Origin of the sequence: Runella sp. CRIBMP (assembly GCF_009905605.1) — a bacterium.
Taxonomy (GTDB): domain Bacteria; phylum Bacteroidota; class Bacteroidia; order Cytophagales; family Spirosomataceae; genus Runella.
Genome location: NZ_JAAAKZ010000003.1, coordinates 106,956 through 129,622, shown reverse-complemented (window position 1 = coordinate 129,622; position 22,667 = coordinate 106,956). Strand labels below are relative to the sequence as shown.

General features: G+C 42.7%; 18 protein-coding genes and 4 tRNA genes. 2 read left to right on the top strand and 20 right to left on the bottom strand.

All coding sequences use genetic code 11. The annotated features are described in order from the left end of the window. Window positions 1–49 precede the first annotated feature (49 nt). The 17 genes from rpoB to GVN20_RS10455 form a co-directional block, all read right to left on the bottom strand. Window positions 50–3,907, bottom strand: coding sequence for a DNA-directed RNA polymerase subunit beta (gene rpoB / locus GVN20_RS10535; protein WP_166558289.1), 3,858 nt, complete (start codon window positions 3,905–3,907; stop codon window positions 50–52). Window positions 3,908–4,197: 290 nt separating this feature from the next. Next, complete coding sequence (gene rplL, locus GVN20_RS10530) at window positions 4,198–4,578, bottom strand: 50S ribosomal protein L7/L12 (protein WP_166558288.1); 381 nt, start codon at window positions 4,576–4,578, stop codon at window positions 4,198–4,200. A gap of 113 nt (window positions 4,579–4,691) precedes the next feature. Next, entirely contained in the window at window positions 4,692–5,225 is a 534-nt protein-coding gene (gene rplJ, locus GVN20_RS10525; protein WP_166558287.1) for a 50S ribosomal protein L10, read from the bottom strand. A 2-nt stretch (window positions 5,226–5,227) separates the two neighbouring features. Next, on the bottom strand, window positions 5,228–5,926 hold the full coding sequence (gene rplA, locus GVN20_RS10520; protein WP_114068269.1) for a 50S ribosomal protein L1: 699 nt from the start codon (window positions 5,924–5,926) through the stop codon (window positions 5,228–5,230). Between the two features lie 30 nt (window positions 5,927–5,956). Further along, window positions 5,957–6,400: a 50S ribosomal protein L11 gene (gene rplK, locus GVN20_RS10515; RefSeq protein ID WP_114068268.1), complete on the bottom strand. Its 444-nt coding sequence runs from the start codon at window positions 6,398–6,400 to the stop codon at window positions 5,957–5,959. A 100-nt stretch (window positions 6,401–6,500) separates the two neighbouring features. Continuing rightward, window positions 6,501–7,055: a transcription termination/antitermination protein NusG gene (gene nusG / locus GVN20_RS10510; RefSeq protein WP_114068267.1), complete on the bottom strand. Its 555-nt coding sequence runs from the start codon at window positions 7,053–7,055 to the stop codon at window positions 6,501–6,503. 36 nt (window positions 7,056–7,091) lie between these two features. Continuing rightward, on the bottom strand, window positions 7,092–7,283 hold the full coding sequence (gene secE / locus GVN20_RS10505) for a preprotein translocase subunit SecE (RefSeq protein ID WP_166558286.1): 192 nt from the start codon (window positions 7,281–7,283) through the stop codon (window positions 7,092–7,094). A gap of 16 nt (window positions 7,284–7,299) precedes the next feature. Beyond that, a tRNA-Trp gene (locus tag GVN20_RS10500) sits at window positions 7,300–7,370 on the bottom strand. Between the two features lie 74 nt (window positions 7,371–7,444). Continuing rightward, window positions 7,445–8,653 carry a TCR/Tet family MFS transporter gene (locus GVN20_RS10495; RefSeq protein ID WP_166558285.1) on the bottom strand — a complete coding sequence of 403 codons (1,209 nt, stop codon included), beginning with the start codon at window positions 8,651–8,653 and terminating at the stop codon, window positions 7,445–7,447. 38 nt (window positions 8,654–8,691) lie between these two features. Next, window positions 8,692–10,572 carry a 7TM diverse intracellular signaling domain-containing protein gene (locus GVN20_RS10490; protein ID WP_166558284.1) on the bottom strand — a complete coding sequence of 627 codons (1,881 nt, stop codon included), beginning with the start codon at window positions 10,570–10,572 and terminating at the stop codon, window positions 8,692–8,694. Between the two features lie 98 nt (window positions 10,573–10,670). Further along, window positions 10,671–11,858, bottom strand: a complete 1,188-nt coding sequence (gene tuf, locus GVN20_RS10485) for an elongation factor Tu (protein ID WP_166558283.1) — start codon at window positions 11,856–11,858, stop codon at window positions 10,671–10,673. Window positions 11,859–12,005: 147 nt separating this feature from the next. Then, window positions 12,006–12,077, bottom strand: a tRNA-Thr gene (locus tag GVN20_RS10480). A gap of 96 nt (window positions 12,078–12,173) precedes the next feature. Further along, a tRNA-Gly gene (locus GVN20_RS10475) sits at window positions 12,174–12,246 on the bottom strand. Between the two features lie 74 nt (window positions 12,247–12,320). After that, window positions 12,321–12,403, bottom strand: a tRNA-Tyr gene (locus GVN20_RS10470). A 190-nt stretch (window positions 12,404–12,593) separates the two neighbouring features. Then, complete coding sequence (locus tag GVN20_RS10465) at window positions 12,594–13,628, bottom strand: outer membrane beta-barrel protein (RefSeq protein WP_166558282.1); 1,035 nt, start codon at window positions 13,626–13,628, stop codon at window positions 12,594–12,596. A 46-nt stretch (window positions 13,629–13,674) separates the two neighbouring features. After that, a complete protein-coding gene (locus GVN20_RS10460; RefSeq protein ID WP_166558281.1) occupies window positions 13,675–14,526 on the bottom strand; it encodes a hypothetical protein in 852 nt (283 codons plus the stop codon). Window positions 14,527–14,528: 2 nt separating this feature from the next. Beyond that, the gene (locus tag GVN20_RS10455) at window positions 14,529–15,122 is read right to left on the bottom strand and encodes an RNA polymerase sigma factor (protein ID WP_166558280.1); all 594 of its coding nucleotides are present in this window, start codon (window positions 15,120–15,122) and stop codon (window positions 14,529–14,531) included. 165 nt (window positions 15,123–15,287) lie between these two features. Here GVN20_RS10455 and GVN20_RS10450 point away from each other — a divergent pair, with 165 nt between their 5' ends. After that, the gene (locus tag GVN20_RS10450) at window positions 15,288–16,511 is read left to right on the top strand and encodes a serpin family protein (protein ID WP_229599035.1); all 1,224 of its coding nucleotides are present in this window, start codon (window positions 15,288–15,290) and stop codon (window positions 16,509–16,511) included. Window positions 16,512–16,579: 68 nt separating this feature from the next. Here the strand turns inward: GVN20_RS10450 and GVN20_RS10445 are convergent, their stop codons facing one another. Further along, complete coding sequence (locus tag GVN20_RS10445) at window positions 16,580–18,610, bottom strand: FAD-dependent oxidoreductase (RefSeq protein ID WP_166558278.1); 2,031 nt, start codon at window positions 18,608–18,610, stop codon at window positions 16,580–16,582. A 146-nt stretch (window positions 18,611–18,756) separates the two neighbouring features. On the opposite strand from GVN20_RS10445, the gene GVN20_RS10440 reads away from it, so the two are divergent. Continuing rightward, window positions 18,757–19,440: a PorT family protein gene (locus tag GVN20_RS10440; protein ID WP_166558277.1), complete on the top strand. Its 684-nt coding sequence runs from the start codon at window positions 18,757–18,759 to the stop codon at window positions 19,438–19,440. Between the two features lie 118 nt (window positions 19,441–19,558). Here GVN20_RS10440 and GVN20_RS10435 read toward each other — a convergent pair whose 3' ends face one another. Beyond that, window positions 19,559–21,931: a M1 family metallopeptidase gene (locus GVN20_RS10435; RefSeq protein ID WP_166558276.1), complete on the bottom strand. Its 2,373-nt coding sequence runs from the start codon at window positions 21,929–21,931 to the stop codon at window positions 19,559–19,561. Window positions 21,932–22,023: 92 nt separating this feature from the next. Beyond that, on the bottom strand, window positions 22,024–22,632 hold the full coding sequence (locus tag GVN20_RS10430; RefSeq protein WP_166558275.1) for a HupE/UreJ family protein: 609 nt from the start codon (window positions 22,630–22,632) through the stop codon (window positions 22,024–22,026). Between the last annotated feature and the right edge of the window lie 35 nt (window positions 22,633–22,667).

Below are 22,667 nucleotides of genomic sequence, written 5' to 3'. Positions count from 1 at the left end.
TTTCCGAAGGTTTTAAACCTTCGGAAAACTACCTCTGAAAGAACGAAAATTAATCCATTGTGATTTCGAGAGCGAGACCTCGTAACTCGTGAATCAATACGTTGAATGATTCAGGAATATTTGGTTTCGGAAGGTTTTCACCTTTCACAATCGCTTCGTACGCTTTTGCACGTCCGATAACGTCATCCGATTTCACGGTCAAAATCTCTTGCAGAATATGCGACGCTCCAAATGCTTCGAGTGCCCACACTTCCATTTCTCCAAAACGCTGACCCCCAAACTGGGCTTTCCCACCCAATGGTTGTTGCGTAATGAGTGAGTATGGCCCAATCGAACGGGCGTGCATTTTATCATCCACTAAGTGACCTAATTTCAGCATGTACATGATACCTACTGTTACGTTTTGGTCAAACATATCTCCTGATTGACCATCGTAAAGCGGTGTACGTCCGAATTCAGGAATTCCGGCTTCGTTCAATTCAGCAACAACCTGATCCTCAGTAGCTCCGTCGAAAATCGGTGTCGCATATTTACGGCCCAATCTTCTACCAGCCCAAGCCAAAATGGTTTCATAAATCTGACCGATGTTCATACGTGAAGGTACCCCAAGTGGGTTCAACACGATATCCATTGGTGTTCCATCAGCAAGGAAAGGCATATCTTCATCGCGAACGATTTTTGCCACAACCCCTTTGTTTCCGTGGCGACCAGCCATTTTATCACCTACTTTCAGCTTGCGCTTCTTGGCGATATATACTTTGGCCAACTTCACGATACCCGCAGGGAGTTCATCTCCAACTTCCAACGTAAAGCGGTCGCGTTTAAAGCGTCCAGCAATTTCGTTGCGACGTTTTTGATAGTTTTTCACCATTTCAAACAACATCTTGTTGGTAGTAGGATCTTCTGTCCAACCTTCGATAATTAAATCGCCCAACAAGTTTACTTCTTCCGCAACAACATAACCTGCCTCATCCCGGTAAGGGTTTTTGTCAGGGAACACGTTATTGATGATGTTAACACGGCTGAATTTCACCCCTTTGCTGATGATATCTTCGCCAAATTTATGTTTTACTCCCGCACTTGTTTTGCCGTCGAGAAGTTCTACCATTTTATCAATGATTACTTCACGAAGTTTGGTCAAATCGCGGCTGTAGGCTTTCATTAACACTTTTAGCTCATCCTTCTGCTTAACGCGCTCATCACGACCTGGGCGAGAGAACAGCTTAGTGTCAACGACCACACCTTTCATCGATGGAGGTGCTTTACGAGAAGCATCTTTCACGTCGCCCGCTTTGTCACCAAAGATGGCACGCAATAGTTTCTCTTCTGGCGTTGGGTCAGACTCTCCTTTGGGAGTAATCTTACCAATCAAAATATCTCCTTCTTTTACTTCTGTTCCGATGCGAACGATCCCGTTTTCGTCAAGATTCTTAACGGCCTCCTCACTTACGTTCGGAATTTCAGCCGTCAATTCTTCTTCTCCGCGTTTGGTATCCCGTACTTCCAAATCAAATTCTTCGATGTGGATTGAAGTAAAGATATCATCACGAACAACTCTCTCTGAGATTACGATAGCATCCTCAAAGTTGTATCCTTGCCAAGGCATGAAGGCTACAAGTAAGTTACGTCCCAAAGCCAATTCTCCAGCTTCTGTCGCGTATCCTTCGCTCAAAATGTCACCTTTTTCAACTTTTTGGCCTTTCAGCACCATTGGACGAAGGTTGATACAAGTATCTTGGTTGGTACGACGGAACTTAACCAAGTTATAAGTAACAACATCACTGTCAAAACTTACAAGGCGTTCTTCATGGGTGCGCTCATAGCGAACAACAATTTTGGTTGCGTCCACAAATTCAATCACTCCATTTCCAGTCGCGACAACCAATGCACGCGAGTCACGGGCCACACGTCCTTCCAAACCAGTACCTACGATAGGTGCCTGAGGACGGAGAAGAGGCACAGCCTGACGTTGCATGTTTGAACCCATCAAAGCACGGTTAGCATCATCGTGTTCCAAGAATGGAATCATAGAAGCGGCCACCGATACAATCTGGTTAGCGGCAATATCCATCAATGACGCCTGCGAAGGATCCACCATTGGGAAGTCACCTTCAAAACGTGTCTTGATTTTATCGATCAAGAAGTTTCCTTTATCATCAACAAACGCATTGGCCTGTGCGATGTAACGTGAATCTTCTTCCTCTGCCGTCAGATAAACCAGTTCATTGGTCAATTTACCATTATCAATTACGCGGTAAGGCGTTTCGATAAAGCCCATGCTGTTTGTTTTGGCATACACGCAAAGGGAAGAAATCAAACCGATGTTTGGACCTTCGGGAGTTTCAATCGTACAAAGACGTCCGTAGTGCGTATAGTGAACGTCACGAACCTCAAAACCAGCGCGTTCGCGGCTCAAACCACCTGGCCCCAGTGCAGACATACGACGCTTGTGCGTAATTTCTGCCAGCGGGTTGGTCTGGTCCATAAACTGCGATAGCTGGTTTGTACCAAAGAAAGAATTAATAACCGACGATAAAGTACGGGCATTGATCAAATCTATTGGCTTAAAATCTTCGTTATCGCGAACGTTCATACGCTCTTTGATGGTACGAGACATACGCGCCAAACCTACCCCAAATTGAGCCCATAGTTGCTCTCCCACGGTACGAACACGGCGGTTCGACAAGTGGTCAATATCATCAACTACGGCTTTGGCGTTGATAAGGCCGATTAAGTATTTTACAATGGAAACAATGTCTTGGGTAGTTAACACCTTGGTCGACATTGAAATATCCAATTGCAATTTTTTATTTACTCGGTAGCGTCCTACATCTCCTAGGTCATAACGCTTATCTGAGAAGAACAGGCTTTGAATTACTTCGCGGGCCGTTTGTTCGTCGGGAGCTTCTGCGTTACGCAATTGGCGATAAATCTGCTCAACCGCTTCTTTTTCTGAGTTAGAACTGTCTTTTTGTAGCGTATTATAGATGATATTGTAATCCGCCATGTTCATATCCTCACGGTGCAGAATGATAGATTTCTGTCCTGAGTCAAGGATTACGTCTAGGTCATCGGCTGATACAATAGAATCACGCTCTAGCAAAACTTCGTTACGGCTGATAGATACTACTTCACCAGTATCTTCATCTACGAAATCTTCCGTCCATGTACGCAAAACCCGCGCCGCCAAGCGACGACCCACGGCTTTTTTCAAGCTTGCCTGAGTCGCTGGAATTTCTTCTGAGAGCTCAAACAAATCAAGGATTTCTTTGTCAGAACCAAAGCCGATAGCGCGCAAAAGGGTAGTAACGGGAAATTTCTTTTTCCGATCAATATACGCATACATTACGTTGTTGACGTCGGTTGAGAATTCAATCCATGACCCTTTGAACGGGATAATACGGGCAGAATATAGTTTTGTTCCGTTGGTGTGTTTGCTCATTGAGAAAAACACACCTGGTGAACGGTGCAATTGCGAAACAATTACGCGCTCGGCACCATTGATAACAAACGAGCCTTTTTCGGTCATGTATGGGATCGCTCCCAAAAACACTTCCTGCTCAATGGTTTCAAAATCTTCGTTGTCAGCATCATTACACTTAAGACGCAATTTTGCTTTCAACGGCACAGAATACGTTAATCCGCGCGAGATACATTCGTCTACCGAATATTTTGGTGGATCAAGTGCATAATCGACAAATTCAAGTACGAAGTTTTCGCGGGAATCTGAAATAGGAAAGTTTTCCTGAAATACTTTATACAAGCCTTCTTTGTGACGTTCTTCAGATGCGGTATCTAAATTAACGAATTCACGATAAGAACGAACTTGTACATCCAAGAAGTCCGGATAGTCAATAACAGGTTTGATCCGGGCGAAATTTTTACGTGGAGGTTGTTTGGTTACCAAGGCTTTATAAGTTTTTTTGGTGGATAGAGCCCAACGTCAGTGTGACAATGTATAACGCTGGAAATCAATGATTAGTTTACAAAAAACTTAGCACGCCTCGTAGTTTTCAAAAAGTTTTCATCCCTCTGCATCGCTCCTACGAGTGGCGAAGTGTTTCAGATGAAACTCAACTCTCATCCCCAGCGGAGAGTTTTAAAGGAGTCCCCTTTGGGGTAAGGGGCTTAAAACAGGAAAAGACCTGACGCAAGGTCAGGCCTATCCCTCAGGAATTTGGATGGAGAAAATAGAAATTACTTAACTTCTACTTCAGCACCAGCTTCTTCCAATTGTTTTTTCAAAGCTTCTGCTTCGTCTTTAGAAACACCTTCTTTCAAAGGTTTCGGTGCTCCGTCAACGAGTTCTTTCGCTTCTTTCAAGCCAAGGCCTGTCAAATCTTTAACAAGTTTCACAACTTGAAGTTTAGCAGCTCCAGCTGATTTCAAGATTACGTCAAAAGAAGTTTTTTCTTCTACTACAGGAGCTGCATCACCACCACCTGCGGCGGCTACCATTACAGGAGCTGCGGCTGCGGGTTCGATACCATACTCATCTTTCAAGATTGCTGCAAGTTCGTTTACTTCTTTTACAGTAAGGTTAACAAGTTGCTCAGCGAATGCTTTCAAATCTGCCATTTTATTGAAAGTTAAAATTGTTTCTGTTTATGTTTTGATTGATTAATGTTTGCTGCTGTTGTCAGTCGTAAAAAATACGTTCCAAAAGCAACGTCTTGGTCAAAGACGATGGATTATCCTTCGCGTTCTGACAAAGTTTTGAGGATACCAGCCAATTTGCCTCCGCTGCTTTGCAATGCCGATACGACATTTTTGGCAGGTGATTGCAACAGACCAATAATTTCCCCGATTAATTCCTGTTTTGACTTCAGGGTCAAGAGCGTGTCAAGCTGATCAGCACCGATGAAAAGGCTATATTCAACCGAAGCACCTTTAAGCTTCAATTTGTCATTGCCTGACTCTTTACGGAATTCTTTGATCAATTTTGCCGCAGCTTTACCTGACTCCGGATGGAACATGATTCCTGAGAAACCCTTCAAAACAGTATCGTTGAAAGGAGTATAATCAGTATCTAATGTTTCCAATGCTTTTGCAATCAGCGTATTTTTAAAGACACGATACTCCACGCCTTGTGTAAAACACTTACGGCGCAGATTGTTTGTTTCACTCACTGTCATGCCGGTAGCATCAACAATATAGAAATAAGGTATCGCCTTGAACTTCTCGCTGAGTTCGTCTATGATAACGGCTTTTTCTTCGCGTGTCATAATTATATTCCTGCAATCGTGCTTTTATCAATCACTACACCCGGACTCATTGTACTCGATAGGTGTACGGTTTTTACATAGGTACCTTTAGCCGAAGATGGTTTGAGCTTCATCAAAGTAGCAATCAATTCTTGGGCGTTTTGGGCAATTTTATCAGAACCAAAAGACACACGGCCAATGCTGGTATGGATAATACCGAACTTATCAACCTTGAAGTCAATTTTACCCGCTTTTACCTCTTTTACAGCCTTACCGACTTCAAGGGTTACAGTTCCTGATTTGGGGTTTGGCATCAAACCGCGAGGTCCTAAGATTTTACCTAATTTACCGATTTTAGCCATTACAGTAGGCATCGTGATAATCACGTCTACGTCTGTCCAGCCTTGTTCGATTTTTTTTACGTATTCATCCAAACCTACATAATCAGCACCTGCCTCTTTGGCTTCGGCTTCTTTATCAGGAGAGCAAAGTACCAAAACGCGTACTTCACGACCTGTACCGTGCGGTAAGGCCACCACACCGCGAACCATCTGGTCTGCTTTGCGGGGGTCAACACCCAAGCGAACATCGATATCTACTGAAGCATCAAACTTAGTATATGAGATGTCTTTCAGAATTTCTGCTGCTTTTTCGAACGAATACTCCTGGCTGGAGTCATATTTCGCTAAAGCATCTTTTCTTTTTTTTGTCAATTTTGCCATTGTTCAAAATGTCTTTACGTCCGCTTGTGATTAGTTATCCCAAGGAGCTTGCCCTGATACTGTAATACCCATACTACGCGCCGTTCCCGCAATCATTTTCATTGCAGACTCAATTGTGAAGCAGTTCAAATCTGGCATTTTGGTTTCAGCGATTACTTTTACTTGATCCCAACTTACCGATCCTACTTTTTTACGGTTTGGCTCTGCCGAACCGAGTTTCACTTTTGCAGCCTCCATAAGCATAATGGGAGCCGGTGGAGTTTTGATGACAAATTCAAATGATTTGTCTTTGTAGTAGGTAATTACTACGGGCAATACCATTCCCATTTTGTCCTGCGTACGACCGTTAAATTGCTTGCAGAACTCCATGATGTTCAAACCTTTCGAACCTAATGCGGGTCCGATTGGGGGAGAAGGATTGGCCTGGCCACCTTTCACTTGCAGTTTGACGTAACCTGCTACTTCTTTCGCCATCGTTATTAAACGTTTAAGTTGGCGTTACCGGTTCAAGCGTACGGCTGACAGACGAAAGTGGAAGCTTTTCGTCTCGTACTCCCGGCAACATTCTGATAAATCAGCTTTCTTTTTCTACTTGTGCGTAACTCAGCTCCACGGGCGTACTACGCCCGAATATTTTCACAACGACATTTAGCTTCTTCTTGTCGTCAAAAATTTCTTCAACTGTACCGATAAATCCGCTGAAAGGTCCGTCAATAATTTTGACGCTTTCGCCTTTCATGAAACTTACTTTTGGTGCTTCAACTTCCTCTACTGCGTCTTCTACTTTACCCAAAATCCGATTAATCTCGGCTTGCCGCAACGGCACTGGCACTTTAGAATTTCCAGTAGTATTACCCAGAAAACCTAAAACACCTGGCATAGTAGTAATCAAGTGATAAGCATCACCCTTAGACAAATCAGCAGAAATGATGATATAACCTGGAAAAAAATTCTTTTCACGTATCCGTTTTTTACCGTTACGCATTTCAACAATTTTCTCGGTTGGAATCAGGATTTCAGGAATTGACTCTTGAATACCTTGTCTGGTGATTTCGTTTTCGAGATAAGTTTTAATCTTTTTCTCCTGACCAGACACTGCCCGGATAACATACCAATTCAGATTGCTCATACCTGCTCAATGTTTGGGTGACAGGGACAAATACCCTTAAAATGACTGATAAAGAAAAGAGAGGGCATTCTCGAAGATGAAGTCCATAAGACCTACCACGGCAGCAAAGATTAACGACCCCAACAGTACCAAAGTAGTGCTAGACTGTAAATCTGTAAGTTTGGGCCATGTGACATTATGTCTTACCTCGTCCCAGGAGGCGGTTACGAATTCTATAAATGAGTTCATTTTGCGCAAAAAATAGCACGGGCACCAGGACTCGAACCCAGACCGACGGTTTTGGAGACCGTAGTTCTACCTTTAAACTATGCCCGTGTAAAGATGTCTTTTCAAATCGGACTGCAAAAGTAGAGATTTATTTTTTCAACTGCAAGACTTTCAGAAGATTTTCAATTTTTTCTTAATAATTTCTTTACTAAAACCAAACTAAAAACGGTTAGTACCGCACCCATCATAAAAGGAGCACCTGCAAACTGAAATGGAGCAGAAGGAGAGGTAAAATAAGCAAAGAGAGAAGTCATCATGATTGGCCCAAAAATCGCCGTTAAACTCATCAGGCCCGTAAGAGCTCCTCGAAGTTCCCCCTGTTCATTGGGAGGCACTTCATTGGACATAATCGCTTGTAGGGCTGGCGTAGCAATTCCTCCAAGTGCCGACAGGACGGTGATGGCAAACATCATCCAACCTTTATCGGCAAATGCATACAACAGGAAACTTAGGGCATAAAGGGAAAGTCCCCAATAGATAGATTTTGTATTTCCTAACCTTGGAATAACCGTTCGCGTTAAACCGCCCTGTACAATAGCGGCCATCAAACCCACAAAAGCCAATGAGTAGCCAACCCATTTTTCATCCCAACCAAATTTTTCCATGGTAAAATAAGTCCAGGTGCTTTGAGTAGCATACCCAGCAATATAAGTCAGAACCAATGGAATAACTAGTCCGAAAATAACTGGGTATCTTTGTAAATGCCGCAATGCGCCTACTGGATTTGCACGTTTCCAATCAAAGGGACGGCGATTTTTTTCATCTAGCGATTCGGGTAGCACAAAATAGCCGTAAATGCAATTCAATAAACTTAACCCTGCCGACACGAAAAAAGGCACACGTGGCCCGTATTGCCCCAATAATCCTCCAATCATTGGACCAAGAATGAATCCTAACCCAAATGCTGCGCCAATCAGCCCAAAGTTTTGAGCCCGTTTATCAGGAGGGCTGACATCCGCAATGTAGGCCCCAGCGGTTGAAAAACTTGCCCCAAATATACCAGCTATAACCCGGGCCAAAAATAACCAACCTATGCTTGAAGCGAAAGCGCTAAAAATATAATCTAATCCAAACCCAAACAAAGACCCTAGTAATATAGGTCTGCGACCGTATTGGTCGCTCAAACCGCCCAAAATCGGCGAAAAGATGAATTGTGCAACAGAGTAGACAAACATCAGCCAACCTCCGTAGAGTGCTGCATCTGAAAGGCCTTCGCTGGTCAGTTCCTGTATAAGTCTTGGTATAACCGGTACAATAATTCCAATACCAGTTATGTCAATTAATAAAGTGATGAAGATAAAAATGAGTGCAGAGTTACGTTTTTCGGCCATGGGCACAGTTTATAAGAGCGCACAAAAGTATAAAAATTTTAAGTCAAAGGTACATGGGCCAATACACTTGTGCCTTTCGTGGTAGATTCAATCTGCCATGTCCCTCCCAATGAAGCAATTCTATCTTGAATATTATACAAACCCTTCCCACGTTTACTTTCACCATTGATTCCTTTTCCATTGTCAAAAACTTCCAGATGAACATACCCATCGAGGTTTTCTAATGAGATATAGGCTTCCGTAGCATTAGCGTGCTTTAATACATTATTAATTAGTTCAAGAAAAATATTATAGAGTTCAAATTCCGTTTTTTTATTCAGTCTCTTATCTAAATGTATATTTAGTTCAAATTTAGTTTTGTTGCTCCGGTTAAGTTTTTCAATCAGTTTTTCAATGCTTACCTGCAATCCATCTTCCTCTAAATCTTCTGGCAGTAAGTTATGACTCAAAAAACGAACCCTTTGGTGTGCATCATTGGTCATTTCAACCAGGCTATCATACACTTGTTTTTCCTGAGTAGACAAATGTTTCGTGTTAAATGACGTCAATGTCCAACGCATAGCAGATAGTGTACCGCCTAAAGAATCGTGCAAATCGGCCGCAACACGCTTACGCTCAAGCGTTTGTCCTCGTATAAGTGCTTCAGATATCTCTTTATTTTGGGATTGTAAAGCGGTAATCAACTCCCTTTGCGTATCCTCTCTTTCTTCTCTTGTGCGGCGATAATCCCGCGCCAGCGCCCATGTAAAAAATATCATTTCAAGCATACTTCCAATATGCATCGAATTGACCACAATCAGCGAAGGGTAGAGGTAACCAAGAGTCCAGATTATTTGCACTAAAATACCAATGAAATAAGCAATGGTACCAAACAAATAATACAAAGCAGAGACATTGCCACGCCTATAACTAACCACACACGAAACAGATACTAAACTAAAAAACACAAAAATCAGCGCACTTGAATACACATTTACGCTGATATCGTAAGGAATAATAAATATCCAACTGCTCAACACAACCGACAGGACCATGTCTGCCAGTAAAAATTTGTAGAGTAGGGGAGATGTATTTTTAAGGCGAAGCGCGTGGGTATAAAATAAGGCTCCCAATACATTACTCAGGACTACTGCAAATACAATTCCGAACCTTTTAAGCCAGATATTTTCGGGCCATACAATACTGTCAATAATACCATACCCCCCTATGATAGCAATAGATAAGTACCCTAGCAGAAAAAGCACATACAACAAAAAATTTCGTTCTTTGGTAACTAGCAAAAATACCACCTGAACTATAATCATACAAAGTGCAAACCCCAAATGTGCGCTCCAAAACCAAAGCTCGTCTAAATAACTACTATAAAAAAAGTGGGTTTCCGAAAGTTTGAGTTTTATCAGTTTAGCATCTGTTCCAACCAGTTGAACGTAGATTGTATAATTTTGATTGGGAAGAATATCAATCGGAATGGCGCATTGATGAACGCTAATCTCACGTTGGTAGGTGGGGAAGGCATCCCTGACCGTTTTTTTGATTATTTCTCCAGATGCCTCATTGATTAAGAATACATTCAACTCATCAATCATAGGGTAATCATTTCTCAAAACCCAATTAATGGGCTTATCGGTTTGTTTTCGCACCCGAAAACGAACCCAATGATATGCCTCTTCAATAAATCCAAAATCTGGCAAATGGCTTTGCGTACTTTTAAAGGAAATGGAAGAATCTTTCAGCAGTTCCTGCATGGTTAGATGACGGGTAGTATCTTCAAAATATTCAATACTATTTTTCCCCCATAAATTTACCTCTATGGATTTTTCATTAAGGATTGTTAGTGGTAACTGAGCTTTTACAAGCTGGCTCAGCAAACAGAAAATCAAAATCCCTGCAATACAACTGTAAAACTTAAATCCCGGCATTTCTTTTTGAAAAAGCGAACGCCAAATTAGTGAGTTAATCGTAAATAAAAAAGGGCACTCGATTGAGTGCCCTTTTTGTATATCTTAAAATATACTAATTAGTCAACGATTTCGGTTACTTTACCAGCACCTACCGTACGTCCACCTTCGCGGATAGCGAAACGAAGACCTTTTTCCATAGCGATTTGGTTGATAAGAACGACATCAATCGTCAAGTTATCACCAGGCATCACCATTTCAACACCAGCAGGTAAAGTAATGATACCTGTTACGTCAGTGGTACGGAAATAGAACTGTGGACGGTAGTTGTTAAAGAATGGAGTGTGACGACCACCTTCTTCTTTTGACAGGATATAAACCTCAGCTTTAAATTTAGCGTGTGGTTTTACTGAACCTGGCTTACAAATAACCATACCACGACGGATATCAGATTTTTCGATACCACGGAGGAGCAAACCAACGTTGTCACCAGCTTCACCACGGTCAAGGATTTTGCGGAACATCTCAACCCCTGTTACAGTAGATTTGAGGTTTTCTGCACCCATACCAAGGATTTCAACAGGATCACCTGTATTGATTACACCACGCTCGATACGACCAGTGGCAACAGTACCACGACCAGTAATCGTAAATACGTCTTCAACTGGCATCAAGAATGGCTTGTCCATGTCACGAGCAGGAGTTGGAATCCAGCTATCTACGGCATCCATCAAATCTTCGATGGTTTTAACCCATTTTGGATCGCCGTTCAAACCACCAAGAGCTGAACCTTGAATTACAGGGATATTATCACCGTCGAATTCATAGAAAGACAACAATTCGCGAATTTCCATTTCAACAAGCTCCAATAACTCAGGGTCGTCTACCATGTCCACTTTGTTCATGAAAACAACCAATTGAGGTACACCTACCTGACGAGCAAGAAGGATGTGCTCACGAGTTTGTGGCATTGGACCGTCAGTAGCTGCTACCACAATGATAGCACCATCCATCTGAGCAGCACCCGTTACCATGTTTTTTACGTAGTCAGCGTGACCTGGGCAGTCAACGTGAGCATAGTGACGATTTTCTGTCTGGTATTCTACGTGAGCCGTGTTGATTGTAATACCGCGTTCTTTTTCTTCCGGCGCATTATCAATTGATGAGAAATCACGCTTTTCTGCCAAGCCTTTTTCTGCGAGTACTTTAGTGATAGCAGCAGTCAAAGTAGTTTTACCGTGGTCAACGTGACCGATAGTACCTACGTTTACGTGGGGTTTGCTACGGTCGAATTGTGCTTTTGCCATTGTTGTATTAACTAAAAGTTGATTTTGAATTTATTATGGATTTACAGAGAAAACTTGCATTCCAGAGTTTTAAGAAGGCAAAAAGACGAGCTATGAAGTACTGAATTTCACGCTCGCATGATTAAACTTATGATTGCCTTCACCTCGAGCCGTTACGGGGATTTGAACCCCGGACCTCTTCCTTACCAAGGAAGTGCTCTACCACTGAGCTATAACGGCTTTCAATAAAAAAGTTAACCGTTATTCGTTAAAAGTTATTAGTTAAGTATTAGTCTCTAAATAACGATTAACAAGTAACAATTAACTTGAAAAATGAGCGGGAGACGGGGCTCGAACCCGCCACCTGAAGCTTGGAAGGCTACCGCTCTACCAAATGAGCTACTCCCGCGTTTTTTAGCTTGTCAGTTTTCGGACGAGCGTTAACAGTGAGAAAACGAATGCCAAAAACCTATTTACTAAAAGTGGGGGCGGATGGATTCGAACCACCGAAGGTATGAACCAGCAGATTTACAGTCTGCCCCATTTGGCCACTCTGGTACACCCCCTTGTTACTCTCAAAAAACACCCAAAAGCTGTTTGATTTTCTTTTGGAGTCGCAAATGTATAAGGTTTTGCTTTTAATTCAAACCTTTAGTGAAAAAAATATTTTACTAAAGCATTTTCGAAACCCAAAAAAAAGTGGTTAAAAGCCCGAAGAGAATTATCGAAAAACTTTTAACCACCTATCTATGAACATTATAGGCGAATACCGAAACTAATCATCCGTACCGCAGGTCCTTTATTTGTTTGGTATAACTCTCCTAAATCATACTGCATAAATAAATCTGGAAAATGACGAATTCCTAATTCAGCCCCGATTCCATAACGAAAATCATTTAAATGAAAATTGGAATGTGTGCGTTCTGAGCGTCCCTTACGTTCTTCCTGAACTTTTGTATAACTGTCCAATCGATACCCTCCGTACATCCCTACACTTAGGTAGGAAATAGGGCCATGATGAATGGCTAAGGTTGGCATCAGCGAAAGGTTCAAGTAAGCCGACGTTAGCTTAGACTTGTGCACCTCACCAGAGGTATTTGCCACGGGAAATGAAATAGCACGCGTATCTTTCTGAACGGTATTGTTTCCATCAAACATCATGTTGTACCATGAAACGTCAATACCTAAATCCAGCCCCAAGGAGGCATCTTTTCCCCTGCTTATAGCCGCTCCCCGAACCCATGTAAGACTTACAAAGCGCGACCCCCATGGCAATAAATCATAATCTGATTCCTGATAGCTAAGCGGCGTATTTTTGGCGTACGTGTTCAGGCCAACAAGTACATCAAATCCATTTCTTGGACTTTTATAACGTCTTGTTACACTGCGCGTAACGGTTCCGTCGTCTTTATTGTTTTCAGAACTTTTCACATCCTCATCCTTAGAATCTGACGATTTTGGGCTGGGCTCATTAATCGTAATTTTAACTTCTCCGTCTTTACGGCTGATAACTAAAACCGTGTCTTTTAAATATTTACGACCGTTTTGTTCATTGATGTAGATGTAGGTTTCTTTGCTGCTAGAATCCAGCGCGGCCCCCATATCCCGAACAATTTTATTGAGGTCATATTGACGAAGACTCTGAATCCCTTCTTTATCCTTGGCCTGAATAATCAGGCGGGTATTGTTACCAAATTGTACAATCAAAGAATCTCCTTTTTGAGTGTATTTTTCGGCTTGCGCAACAAAAGCGATAAACGCTAAAACAAAGGTTACAATTGACTTTTTCATGGCTGTATTGATGTTAAATTTGCTACTTAGTGGTTTCATGGTTGATTTAGTTACGTTCCTTACCAGTGGCTTTAGCCAACATTTTATTCGGATTGAATCCTACTTCGTCCCAGTCTACGCGTTCGCCGTTTTTAGCATTTTTCAATTGCTTCCATACTTTGGCCATACGAGTGGATTTACGGGGTTTGTTGAGAATATCGTCTTCCAGTTCATCCGACATAGATTTAGTATCGTCCGATTTTATTCTGGGTTCAGCAATGGTTTCTTTCGCATTGGCAGCGACTAACGTTTCTTTTAATTCGGGCAACTGCAACACCACGGTCTTTGCTCCAGATGTAATTTCTGGGTGAGTCGACGTCTGAGCAATTATCTGGGGGTTTTCGACTGTAGGCCCTGGCGCGTTTTCGGGTTTGGATTGATTCTCAGGCTTATGTGTATCTGGCAAAACGGCCACCATTGGTTGAGGGCTAGCAGGCGCTGATTTCAATTCAGGTGCAGTGTTGGTGGTATTTTTCCGAGCCGGTTGTTTGATATACTCAGGCTTATTTAGCGTGGCGGCCACTTGGTCTTGTTCAGCGATTGGTGCATTTACCTCCATTTTTATTTCGTCTTTGGGGGCAACTTGTTTTTCTATTGCTTTCGCTTTGGTGCTGTGGGTGTGTTGAGCCAAGTGGGTTTCATTTGACGAATTTGCGCGCCAAGTCAACCACCCTGCTACCAGAAGTAAACACACACCTGCCGCTGCCAACCAAGGCCCCTGCTGCCACCAACCCCCGATTCGGCGTTTTTTGTTCTGCTGCATACGTAGCTGCAGTTTTTCCCACGCTTCGTCGCGAGGTTTGATTTCAGCTTCCTTGAGCTTTTGGGCAAAGAGTTTGTCAATAGGGTGCTTTTTCATCTTTATTTCCCTTTTAAACTTTTCACCGCTTCAGCGGTTTGATTTAAATTTTCTATTTCTTTTATCATGTCTTGCAGCAAAGCACGTGCCCGATGCAGTTGCGACTTTGAGGTGCTTTCAGTAATTCCTAATTGCTCGGCAATCTCTGCATGTGAGTATCCCTCAATGGCATATAGGTTAAACACTGTACGATAACCTGTCGGTAACTTGGCGATAACTGCCATTAAGTCATCCACTTCGAGGGAGGCATCAGCCCATTCATAATTGGGAAGATGTTGTGCTTCTGGCGCATCAAGGTCTACTTTAATATGGCGCTTAGTGCGCAAATACATTAAGGCTTCATTGGTCATTAATCGACGCATCCAGCCTTCAAAACTACCTTCTCCTTTGAATTGGTCGATACGGTCAAAAATCTTCATAAACCCCTCAATCAACACATCTTCCGCTTCCATTTTATCGTTTATGTACCGTACACACACCGCCAGCAACCGCGCCGAGTACTTTTCGTACAAGTGGCGTTGTGCCTTGGCATCTCCCTTCTGTAAGGATTTTACCAATTGGGCTTCGCTCGTGAACAGTTGTAAAATTTTGACCATAATCAGGCTGTTTCAAAAGGTAGATGCAAATGCTTGGCACAAAGGTTGCATGAGTTTAAAAAAATTTATTCAAGTTCCAACCGTTATACATTCAACAACGTCATAGTGTTAGTTTCCAATTAAAACTTAACCGCTATGACAACTATTCCTAGAACAGCTTTAACCATGAGAACTTCTTCATTTTTTCAGTGCGTACTGGTCATCGCCGCGACCCTGATGCTGCTTTGGGTGGCCTTGGGGTGCAGCTCCACCAGCCCTTCGCCCGTAGGCGAAGAGGTAAAAATTTCAGAAAACTTTGCCAGTCTTACCGACGACTTTGCCTTTGATTTTTTTAAAAGGCTTAATGAGCAAGAGCCCTCCGACAAAAACGTATTTGTATCACCTTTGAGCTTGCACATGGCGCTGGGTATGCTACTCAACGGTGCCAACGGACAGACTGCCGACGAGATTCAAAAAACCCTCAAATTGAACGGAATCTCGTTGGCAGACGCCAACGCAACTTATTTAAAACTCATAGAAGGTCTACCCAAAACTGACCCTAAAGTTACGCTTGGATTAGCCAATTCGGTATGGAATCGAAATACGTTTCAGCCCGAAACCGACTTTGTTAACATCTTAAAAAATTCTTTTAAGGCAGAAGCGTCACAATTTAGTGGCTCGGATGCGACGCCCCTAAACACGTGGGCAAGCGATAAAACTAACGGCAAAATCAAGAAAGTACTTGATAAAATAGAGCCGCAAATGGTGTTGTTTTTGATGAATGCCCTGTATTTCAAGGGTGACTGGACGACAAGTTTTGACGAGCAAAAAACCACCGATTACCCCTTTCAACTGGCTGAAAGCAAAACGAAAAATGTCAAAATGATGCAAATGAAAAACAAAATTTCGTTTGCCAATCGTGATGGGTATTTTGCGTATAAACTTCCCTACGGCAATGGCCGCTATTCAATGACTGTATTGGTACCAATCGGTACACAAGGAGTCAATGATTTAGTAACCAAACTGACTGCTTCTGAATGGAATCAATTGCAACAAGGACTGAAAGAAGTGGATAATCTTTCGATTGGCTTACCTCGATTTACCATCGAATACGAAGTGTATTTGAACAATGTACTCGAAAAAATGGGCATGCCATCGGCCTTCCTCCCCAATGTAGCCGATTTAAGCAAAATCAGCAAAACGCAGAAGCTGAACGTTGGTTTTGTTAAGCAAAACACCTACGTGGCAGTGGATGAAAAAGGCACCGAAGCGGCTGCCGTAACCACCATCGGAGTAGAACTGACTTCGCTTCCTCAAACATATTATGCAGACCGTCCGTTTGTTTTTATCATCAGCGAAAAAACATCTGATACTGTTTTATTTATGGGAAAAATAGTCAATCCTTCTTAAATCAAAGCGCTTGTTGTATACCAAAAAAGGAGCCTAGGCTCCTTTTTTGGTATACAACAAGAAAAAATCTATTTGCTTGGTACAAACAAAACAGCATCTGCTACCACGACACCGTTCGCGTTTTGATTGGTAATCTCCACAAAATTTTCACTCCCTTTGGCAAACTTGTATGTGCCTAGTTTAATCCAGTCATTTACCTGTGTTTGCGACTCAACCACCACTTCTTTGATTTCAGTAGCGGTCTTTACTCTGACCATAGTTCGGCTCGCTTTAGCCTCGTCGGCAGCCTCACCAGGATTTCCACCACCGCCCGTTGGGCTGGGGTTGTAGACATACACCACATACTCTCCCGTTTGGGGAACATCTGGCTCAAAGCGTACACTGTTTTTTTCTTTGCCTTTCGAATTGTCTACCAACTGAGTCGCGGCATATTTTCCGCCCGTTTTAACAGCTTTCCAGTTACCGATTACAGTTATTTTTGTGGGGGTAACGTCATTATCCAATAAAATTTCTGCTTGGCTTCCATCCATCAGAGGGTTGGAAATTAACGCCTTCTGAAGGTTTGTTACGTTTATTTCCTGAACTGGCTTTTGGGTATCAATGGCCATTGCTGCCGCCACGGCCGAGGCTTGGGCCAATGCCATAAAAACGGGCTCCATGCGAATAGAACCATACGCAATATGGGTGGCAGAAAGACAAACGGGAACAAGAAGATTCTCGCAATCAGCCTTTTTAGGAATCAATGAACGATAACTGATAGGATAGGGGGGGAAGCCTCCTACTTGCACATCTCCTTCATTGCGAACTTCCATTTTGCCAGTTTTAGGGTTCTTGAACAAAATACGCTGGCAATTGTGCGAATCCATAGTGTAAGCCGCTAATCCAATTCCATCTTTGACCACCTCGCGCCCCTCGCAATTGTGTTGAGTCATCACGTATTCACCCACCAAACGGCGAGCTTCGCGGACGTAAAGTTGTGGACTGAAATGGTCATTGTCGATGTATTCATCCTTGGGATAGCCCCATTCTAACATTTGTTTACGGAGATGCTCGGGCATCCGTGGGTCATGCCCTACAAAATAGAGAAACCCTTTGGTGTAGTCTTCGTGGTCTTTGATGATTTTCTTACGGGTTTCATAATTGGCTTCCGCATAATCATGATTCATGCCAATCATATCGGTCGAAAACCCACCTTTGTTATTGATATCGGTTTTGGAATTGGGCATATCCGCAATGTGCATCACGCCCCAATTGATGTGCGGTGGTTTTTCAATGGCCACTTGCCTCAACAAGAGTTCATACTTAGTTGAATCATAGCGATCAGGACGCGTGATTGGAATCCGATTGGCTGGGTCTTTGGTCAGACACAGTCGAAAATTATAGGTTTGTAAAAGCTTATCGCCCGAACCGTTTGGGGCCAATGCCGCCGTCGATATTCCCCACAACAAACCACTCGAAGGGTCTCCTGGAATTTTGTAAGGGTCGACGCCCTCGGGAAATTGGTGTTTATCCAATAGCTGCACGCCATTCCATGTCTCGTTGTATTGGCTATTCGCCTCACGCCCAACGATGTAACTTACGCCCGCTTTGGCCATCAAATCCCCTTCATACGTACAGTCAATAAACATTTTTGCTTTTACCGTTCGCAGCCCTTGGCCTGGCTGATTAGATGACTCAACGGTGATTTCCTGAATTTTACCTTCTTTTTTAGAGGCAGACACTAAACGATACTCAAACCATACAGGAAAATCACCTTTTTTTACATATTCTTTAAACAGGTTTTCTGCCACATGCGGCTCAAAAGTCCATTGTTCAAACTTCCCATAGTGTTGACCTATTTGGCGGTAAAAATCCCTTGCAATGCCCGTAATTGCGTATTTATTTCCTATATCGGTTTGGCCTAAGCCTCCCGAACTTAATCCTCCTAAATGCTTTCCTGGCTCAATAAGCAACACTGTTTTGCCCGCTTTTTTAGCAGTATAGGCAGCAATGACTCCTGCCGAAGAACCCCCATACACACAAATATCATAGGTTTGGGCAACTGCTGACGCGAGAATCGAAACGATTAAAATGAATAGAAGAGCTATGCGTTTTTTCATAGATATTGGATTTATAAGAAAAAGATACAGACCTTTGAAACTTACTTTGATGCATTAAGTGGCCAAATCATTCAGCAAAACGGCACTATTTTCTTTGAATCTTTCGTTAGAAACATAAACAACTTTGAACACCATAAATATAGTATATGAAAAAGTTTTCGACTTCATTGTTTATTCTCCTTTTCGCAGCGGTTTGTTCGGGATATGCTCAGGGCGTGGAGTGGGGATTAAAAGCAGGTTTACAAATGACCCAATTTATGGGAAGTGACTTTGAGGGGGTGTTAGCTACGTCAAGTTCACGGATACCCGAGAAAATTTCCTCAAAAGGAGGCTCAACCTTTGGTTATACCTTGGGAGGATATGTGCGTTCGACTGAAAATGTATTTTTACAAGGAGAATTACTAGTTTCCATCAAAGGAGCTCAATTGGAACGGCTAAGTACATCGACCAAAACGAGTGTGCAGTACGGACAGTTGGATATTCCGTTTTCGATTGGCTATAAACACAATCAATTTGAAATCAGCGGAGGGCCTTTGTTATCCCTTCAGTTATTTGAAAATGGTACATTGAAAGAGTTTTTATCCCAATATTCCAATACGCCGCTTTCCTTTTCACCTTACAAATCGTACGCATTTGGTTATCATGCAGGAATCGGAGCAAACTTCAACAAACTTGGAGTCAATCTTCGTTATTTGGCAAGCATTCAGCCCGTTAGCGATATGTATATTTCGTACACAACGGCGGGCAGTGATCCGCAATTGCGTGAGAGTCTCTTTCAACAAAATTTCGGGTCTTTGCAATTAGCGATTTCTTATCGATTAAGTAAATAATCGGACAATAAAAAAAAGCCATCCTGACACATTATATCAGAATGGCTCTCTACAGGGGCGGGAGGGGGTAACCTTCGCCCTTTTTTTATGCCTAGATAATTATTAAGCCCTACGTTTGTTAATTCTTAGCGCCGCCTTGTTGGCCTGTTTTCGGGGGTTGGCTTTGCTGAGCTTCGCGCATTGGATTAGGCCCTCGCTGGAATCCCTGTGATTTAAACAATTGGAATTTGGTCGGTTGAGCTGGTTGACGCGGAAAACTGTTACTTTCTTCGTCAATATCAGCAATCTCACGATACGGGTCCAATGTCCATTGAACTACCTTCTTTTTGCTAGTAATAACTTTAGAAACATTTTGGTCGTTCAATCTCCAGATTTCAGCTGGGAATCTTGCTACCGAATCTGTTCCGTCCTCAAATTGCATCTTTACGATTACAGGCATAGGCAGGCCTCCTTTGTTTTTTACTTTCAATGTGTAGAAGTTCACCCCTGATTCGACCAACTTACGCTCATCTGGCGTTAAACTTGCCAAATACGTTTCGTATTTTTTCTTGTCGGCTTCCGTCACTTTGTAAGGGTCATAGGTGTTATAGAAATCCTTCATGTCAGGATTTTTATCAACTACCGACTCTTTAATGTAGTCTTTGTCTCGCTGACGAGCCACGGTGTTGCGTTTGGCTTCGGCTTGTTTTTTTGCTTCTGCTTTGTTGATTTCGGGATTTTGGGTATCCAACGCAAACCATTCCACTTCGACTAAGTCTTGGTCAACAGCCTCTGTGCCATAAAACCAACCTTTCCAAAACCAATCCAAATCCACGCCTGAGGCATCTTCCATAGTGCGGAAGAAATCAGCTGGAGTAGGATTTTTAAAGGCCCAACGGCGTGCATACTCTTTGAAAGCGTAGTCAAACAACTCGCGTCCCATTACCGTTTCGCGCAAAATGTTGAGCGCCGTAGCGGGCTTTGCATAAGCATTGGGGCCATAAAGCATGATATTGTCGGAGCTGGTCATGATAGGCACCAGATTTTTGGCATCCTGTTTCATGTAATCTACAATGAACTGAGGTTCTCCTCTTCGGGTTGGAAAATCTTTATCCCATTCTTTTTCGGCAAGGTACTGTACAAATGTGTTCAAGCCCTCGTCCATCCATCCCCACTGGCGCTCATCTGAATTGATAATCATAGGAAAGAAATTATGCCCCACTTCATGAATAATCACCCCAATCATACCGTATTTAGTACCTTCCGAATATGTTCCGTCTGGTTCTGGGCGCCCACCGTTGAACGAAATCATCGGGTATTCCATTCCACCACCGCTGGCATGGCACGAATAAGCCACTGGATAAGGATAATCTACCGAGTACTTTGAATAAGAGCGTATTGTATGCGCTACCACCATTGTAGAGTACTGTCCCCAAAGCGGATTTCCTTCTTTTGAATAAAGCGACATACACATCACTTTTTTGCCCGCTTGGTCTATCTGCATCGCATCCCAGATAAACTTACGGCTCGTAGCAAAGGCAAAGTCCCTCACGTTTTCAGCCTTATATATCCACGTTTTCTTACCTGTTGGTTTGCCTTTTTCGGCTTTTTCAGCTTCTTCTTGGCTCACAATCAATACTGGACGGGTAGCCGTTTTGGCTTTTTCCATGCGCCTAAGTTGCTCTGCCGAGAGCACCTGATTAGCATTTTGTAATTCACCCGTTGCGCCTACAATGTGATCATTGGGCACAGTTAAGGCTACTTTATAATTACCAAAAGTCAACGTAAACTCTCCTTGACCTAAGAATTGTTTGTGCTGCCAACCGTTCACGTCATCATAAACGCACATTCTGGGAAACCAGTGAGCAATAAAATAATTGGTGTTACCATCTTTCGGGAAAAACTCATAACCAGCCCGGCCGTAGTACTCATTGATAAAGTAGTTCCAGTCCACCGAAAAAGCATACGATTGGCCCGTCTTAATACCCACAGGTAGCTCTATACGCATCATAGTACCGTTGATGGTGTGTTTGAGCGGTTGTCCCGTTTTGGGGTCTTTTACTGAAGTAATTTTGAAGCTAAAATCACCAGCAACACTACCTCTAACCGAACTAGGAGCATTTAACCCCGTCACGGCATTGGATGACATTTGGTTTTGTATGCTGTTATTTTGTGAGGTAGCATTGATTGAGTTCTTTTCAAATAAATTTTGGTCCAATTGCAACCAGACGTACTTCAACTCATCGGGGGAGTTATTAAAATACGTAATGGTTTCAGTTCCTGTGATTTTGCGTTTTTCATCATCCAATTCGGCTTTGATGTCGTAGTCGGCGCGTTGCTGCCAAAAATCCTTTCCTGGCGCACCCGACGCAGTACGTGTAGTGTTTGGGGTCGGGAGCGATGCCCCCAATTGTTCAAAACGTGAGTTGGCGTTGTAGTTGCCCGCTGGAGGTTGAGCAAGCAAACCGCCAGCGGTAAGCATCAGCCAGTAAAAAATAAACTGTTTTCTCATCGGAAGTTGGTATTAGTTTGTTGGTTGTAAAAATAAAAGAAAATAGCAAAAATCGCCCTTATAGGTAGACACTTACCCTTTTTTCAGCGACATTATTCCACGGATAGACCTATAAAAGTTCGAAAAACCTCATTTCCCAAAATCAACGAAAGGGCCATTCCTGCCACAATTCCCGAAATCAAATGATTCCAAGTGAGACGCTTGACCCTTATCACATCCACAAAAAGAGAGGCAATGGCTAAGGCAATGGCCACTATCACAAGTTGACCCAATTCCAAACCAACATTAAACGCAAACAGCGGCATCACAATGCTATCTTGGTCGCCCAGCAAACTGCGCAGGTAATTGGAAAAACCCATGCCGTGAATTAAGCCAAAACACGCGGCCAATACATACCTCAGTTTGGGGGATTTTGGCTCACCCGTGCTCTTTTCTGAAAAATTAGAGACGGCCGTAATGAAAATCGTAATCGGAATCAATAATTCAATGAAGGCCGAACTGTAGGTAATCATTTTAAGCGTAGCCAGCGCTAGGGTTACCGAATGGCCCAATGTAAAAGCGGTAACCAAAACCAATACTTTTTTCCATTCTTTGAAAGCATAAATGGCGCAAAGTGCAATGACAAACAATATGTGGTCGTAGCCGTTGGGGTCCGTAATGTGGGAAAATCCGAGTTGAAGATAGGCTTGAAATTCAGACATAAGCTTTAGATAGATGTGGGTAAAAGGGTATTTAA

Bases quoted from the DNA above. Each gene is read 5' to 3' on its own strand.
- GVN20_RS10450 (WP_229599035.1), top strand. From the start codon at position 15,288: ATGAGAACTTCTTCATTTTTTCAGTGCGTACTGGTCATCGCCGCGACC.
- GVN20_RS10465 (WP_166558282.1), bottom strand. From the start codon at position 13,628: ATGAAAAAGTCAATTGTAACCTTTGTTTTAGCGTTTATCGCTTTTGTT.
- GVN20_RS10440 (WP_166558277.1), top strand. From the start codon at position 18,757: ATGAAAAAGTTTTCGACTTCATTGTTTATTCTCCTTTTCGCAGCGGTT.
- rplL (WP_166558288.1), bottom strand. From the start codon at position 4,578: ATGGCAGATTTGAAAGCATTCGCTGAGCAACTTGTTAACCTTACTGTA.
- tuf (WP_166558283.1), bottom strand. From the start codon at position 11,858: ATGGCAAAAGCACAATTCGACCGTAGCAAACCCCACGTAAACGTAGGT.
- rplK (WP_114068268.1), bottom strand. From the start codon at position 6,400: ATGGCGAAAGAAGTAGCAGGTTACGTCAAACTGCAAGTGAAAGGTGGC.
- GVN20_RS10455 (WP_166558280.1), bottom strand. From the start codon at position 15,122: ATGGTCAAAATTTTACAACTGTTCACGAGCGAAGCCCAATTGGTAAAA.
- GVN20_RS10490 (WP_166558284.1), bottom strand. From the start codon at position 10,572: ATGCCGGGATTTAAGTTTTACAGTTGTATTGCAGGGATTTTGATTTTC.
- nusG (WP_114068267.1), bottom strand. From the start codon at position 7,055: ATGAGCAATCTGAATTGGTATGTTATCCGGGCAGTGTCTGGTCAGGAG.
- GVN20_RS10460 (WP_166558281.1), bottom strand. From the start codon at position 14,526: ATGAAAAAGCACCCTATTGACAAACTCTTTGCCCAAAAGCTCAAGGAA.
- GVN20_RS10445 (WP_166558278.1), bottom strand. From the start codon at position 18,610: ATGAAAAAACGCATAGCTCTTCTATTCATTTTAATCGTTTCGATTCTC.
- rplJ (WP_166558287.1), bottom strand. From the start codon at position 5,225: ATGACACGCGAAGAAAAAGCCGTTATCATAGACGAACTCAGCGAGAAG.
- GVN20_RS10430 (WP_166558275.1), bottom strand. From the start codon at position 22,632: ATGTCTGAATTTCAAGCCTATCTTCAACTCGGATTTTCCCACATTACG.
- GVN20_RS10495 (WP_166558285.1), bottom strand. From the start codon at position 8,653: ATGGCCGAAAAACGTAACTCTGCACTCATTTTTATCTTCATCACTTTA.
- rplA (WP_114068269.1), bottom strand. From the start codon at position 5,926: ATGGCAAAATTGACAAAAAAAAGAAAAGATGCTTTAGCGAAATATGAC.
- secE (WP_166558286.1), bottom strand. From the start codon at position 7,283: ATGAACTCATTTATAGAATTCGTAACCGCCTCCTGGGACGAGGTAAGA.
- GVN20_RS10435 (WP_166558276.1), bottom strand. From the start codon at position 21,931: ATGAGAAAACAGTTTATTTTTTACTGGCTGATGCTTACCGCTGGCGGT.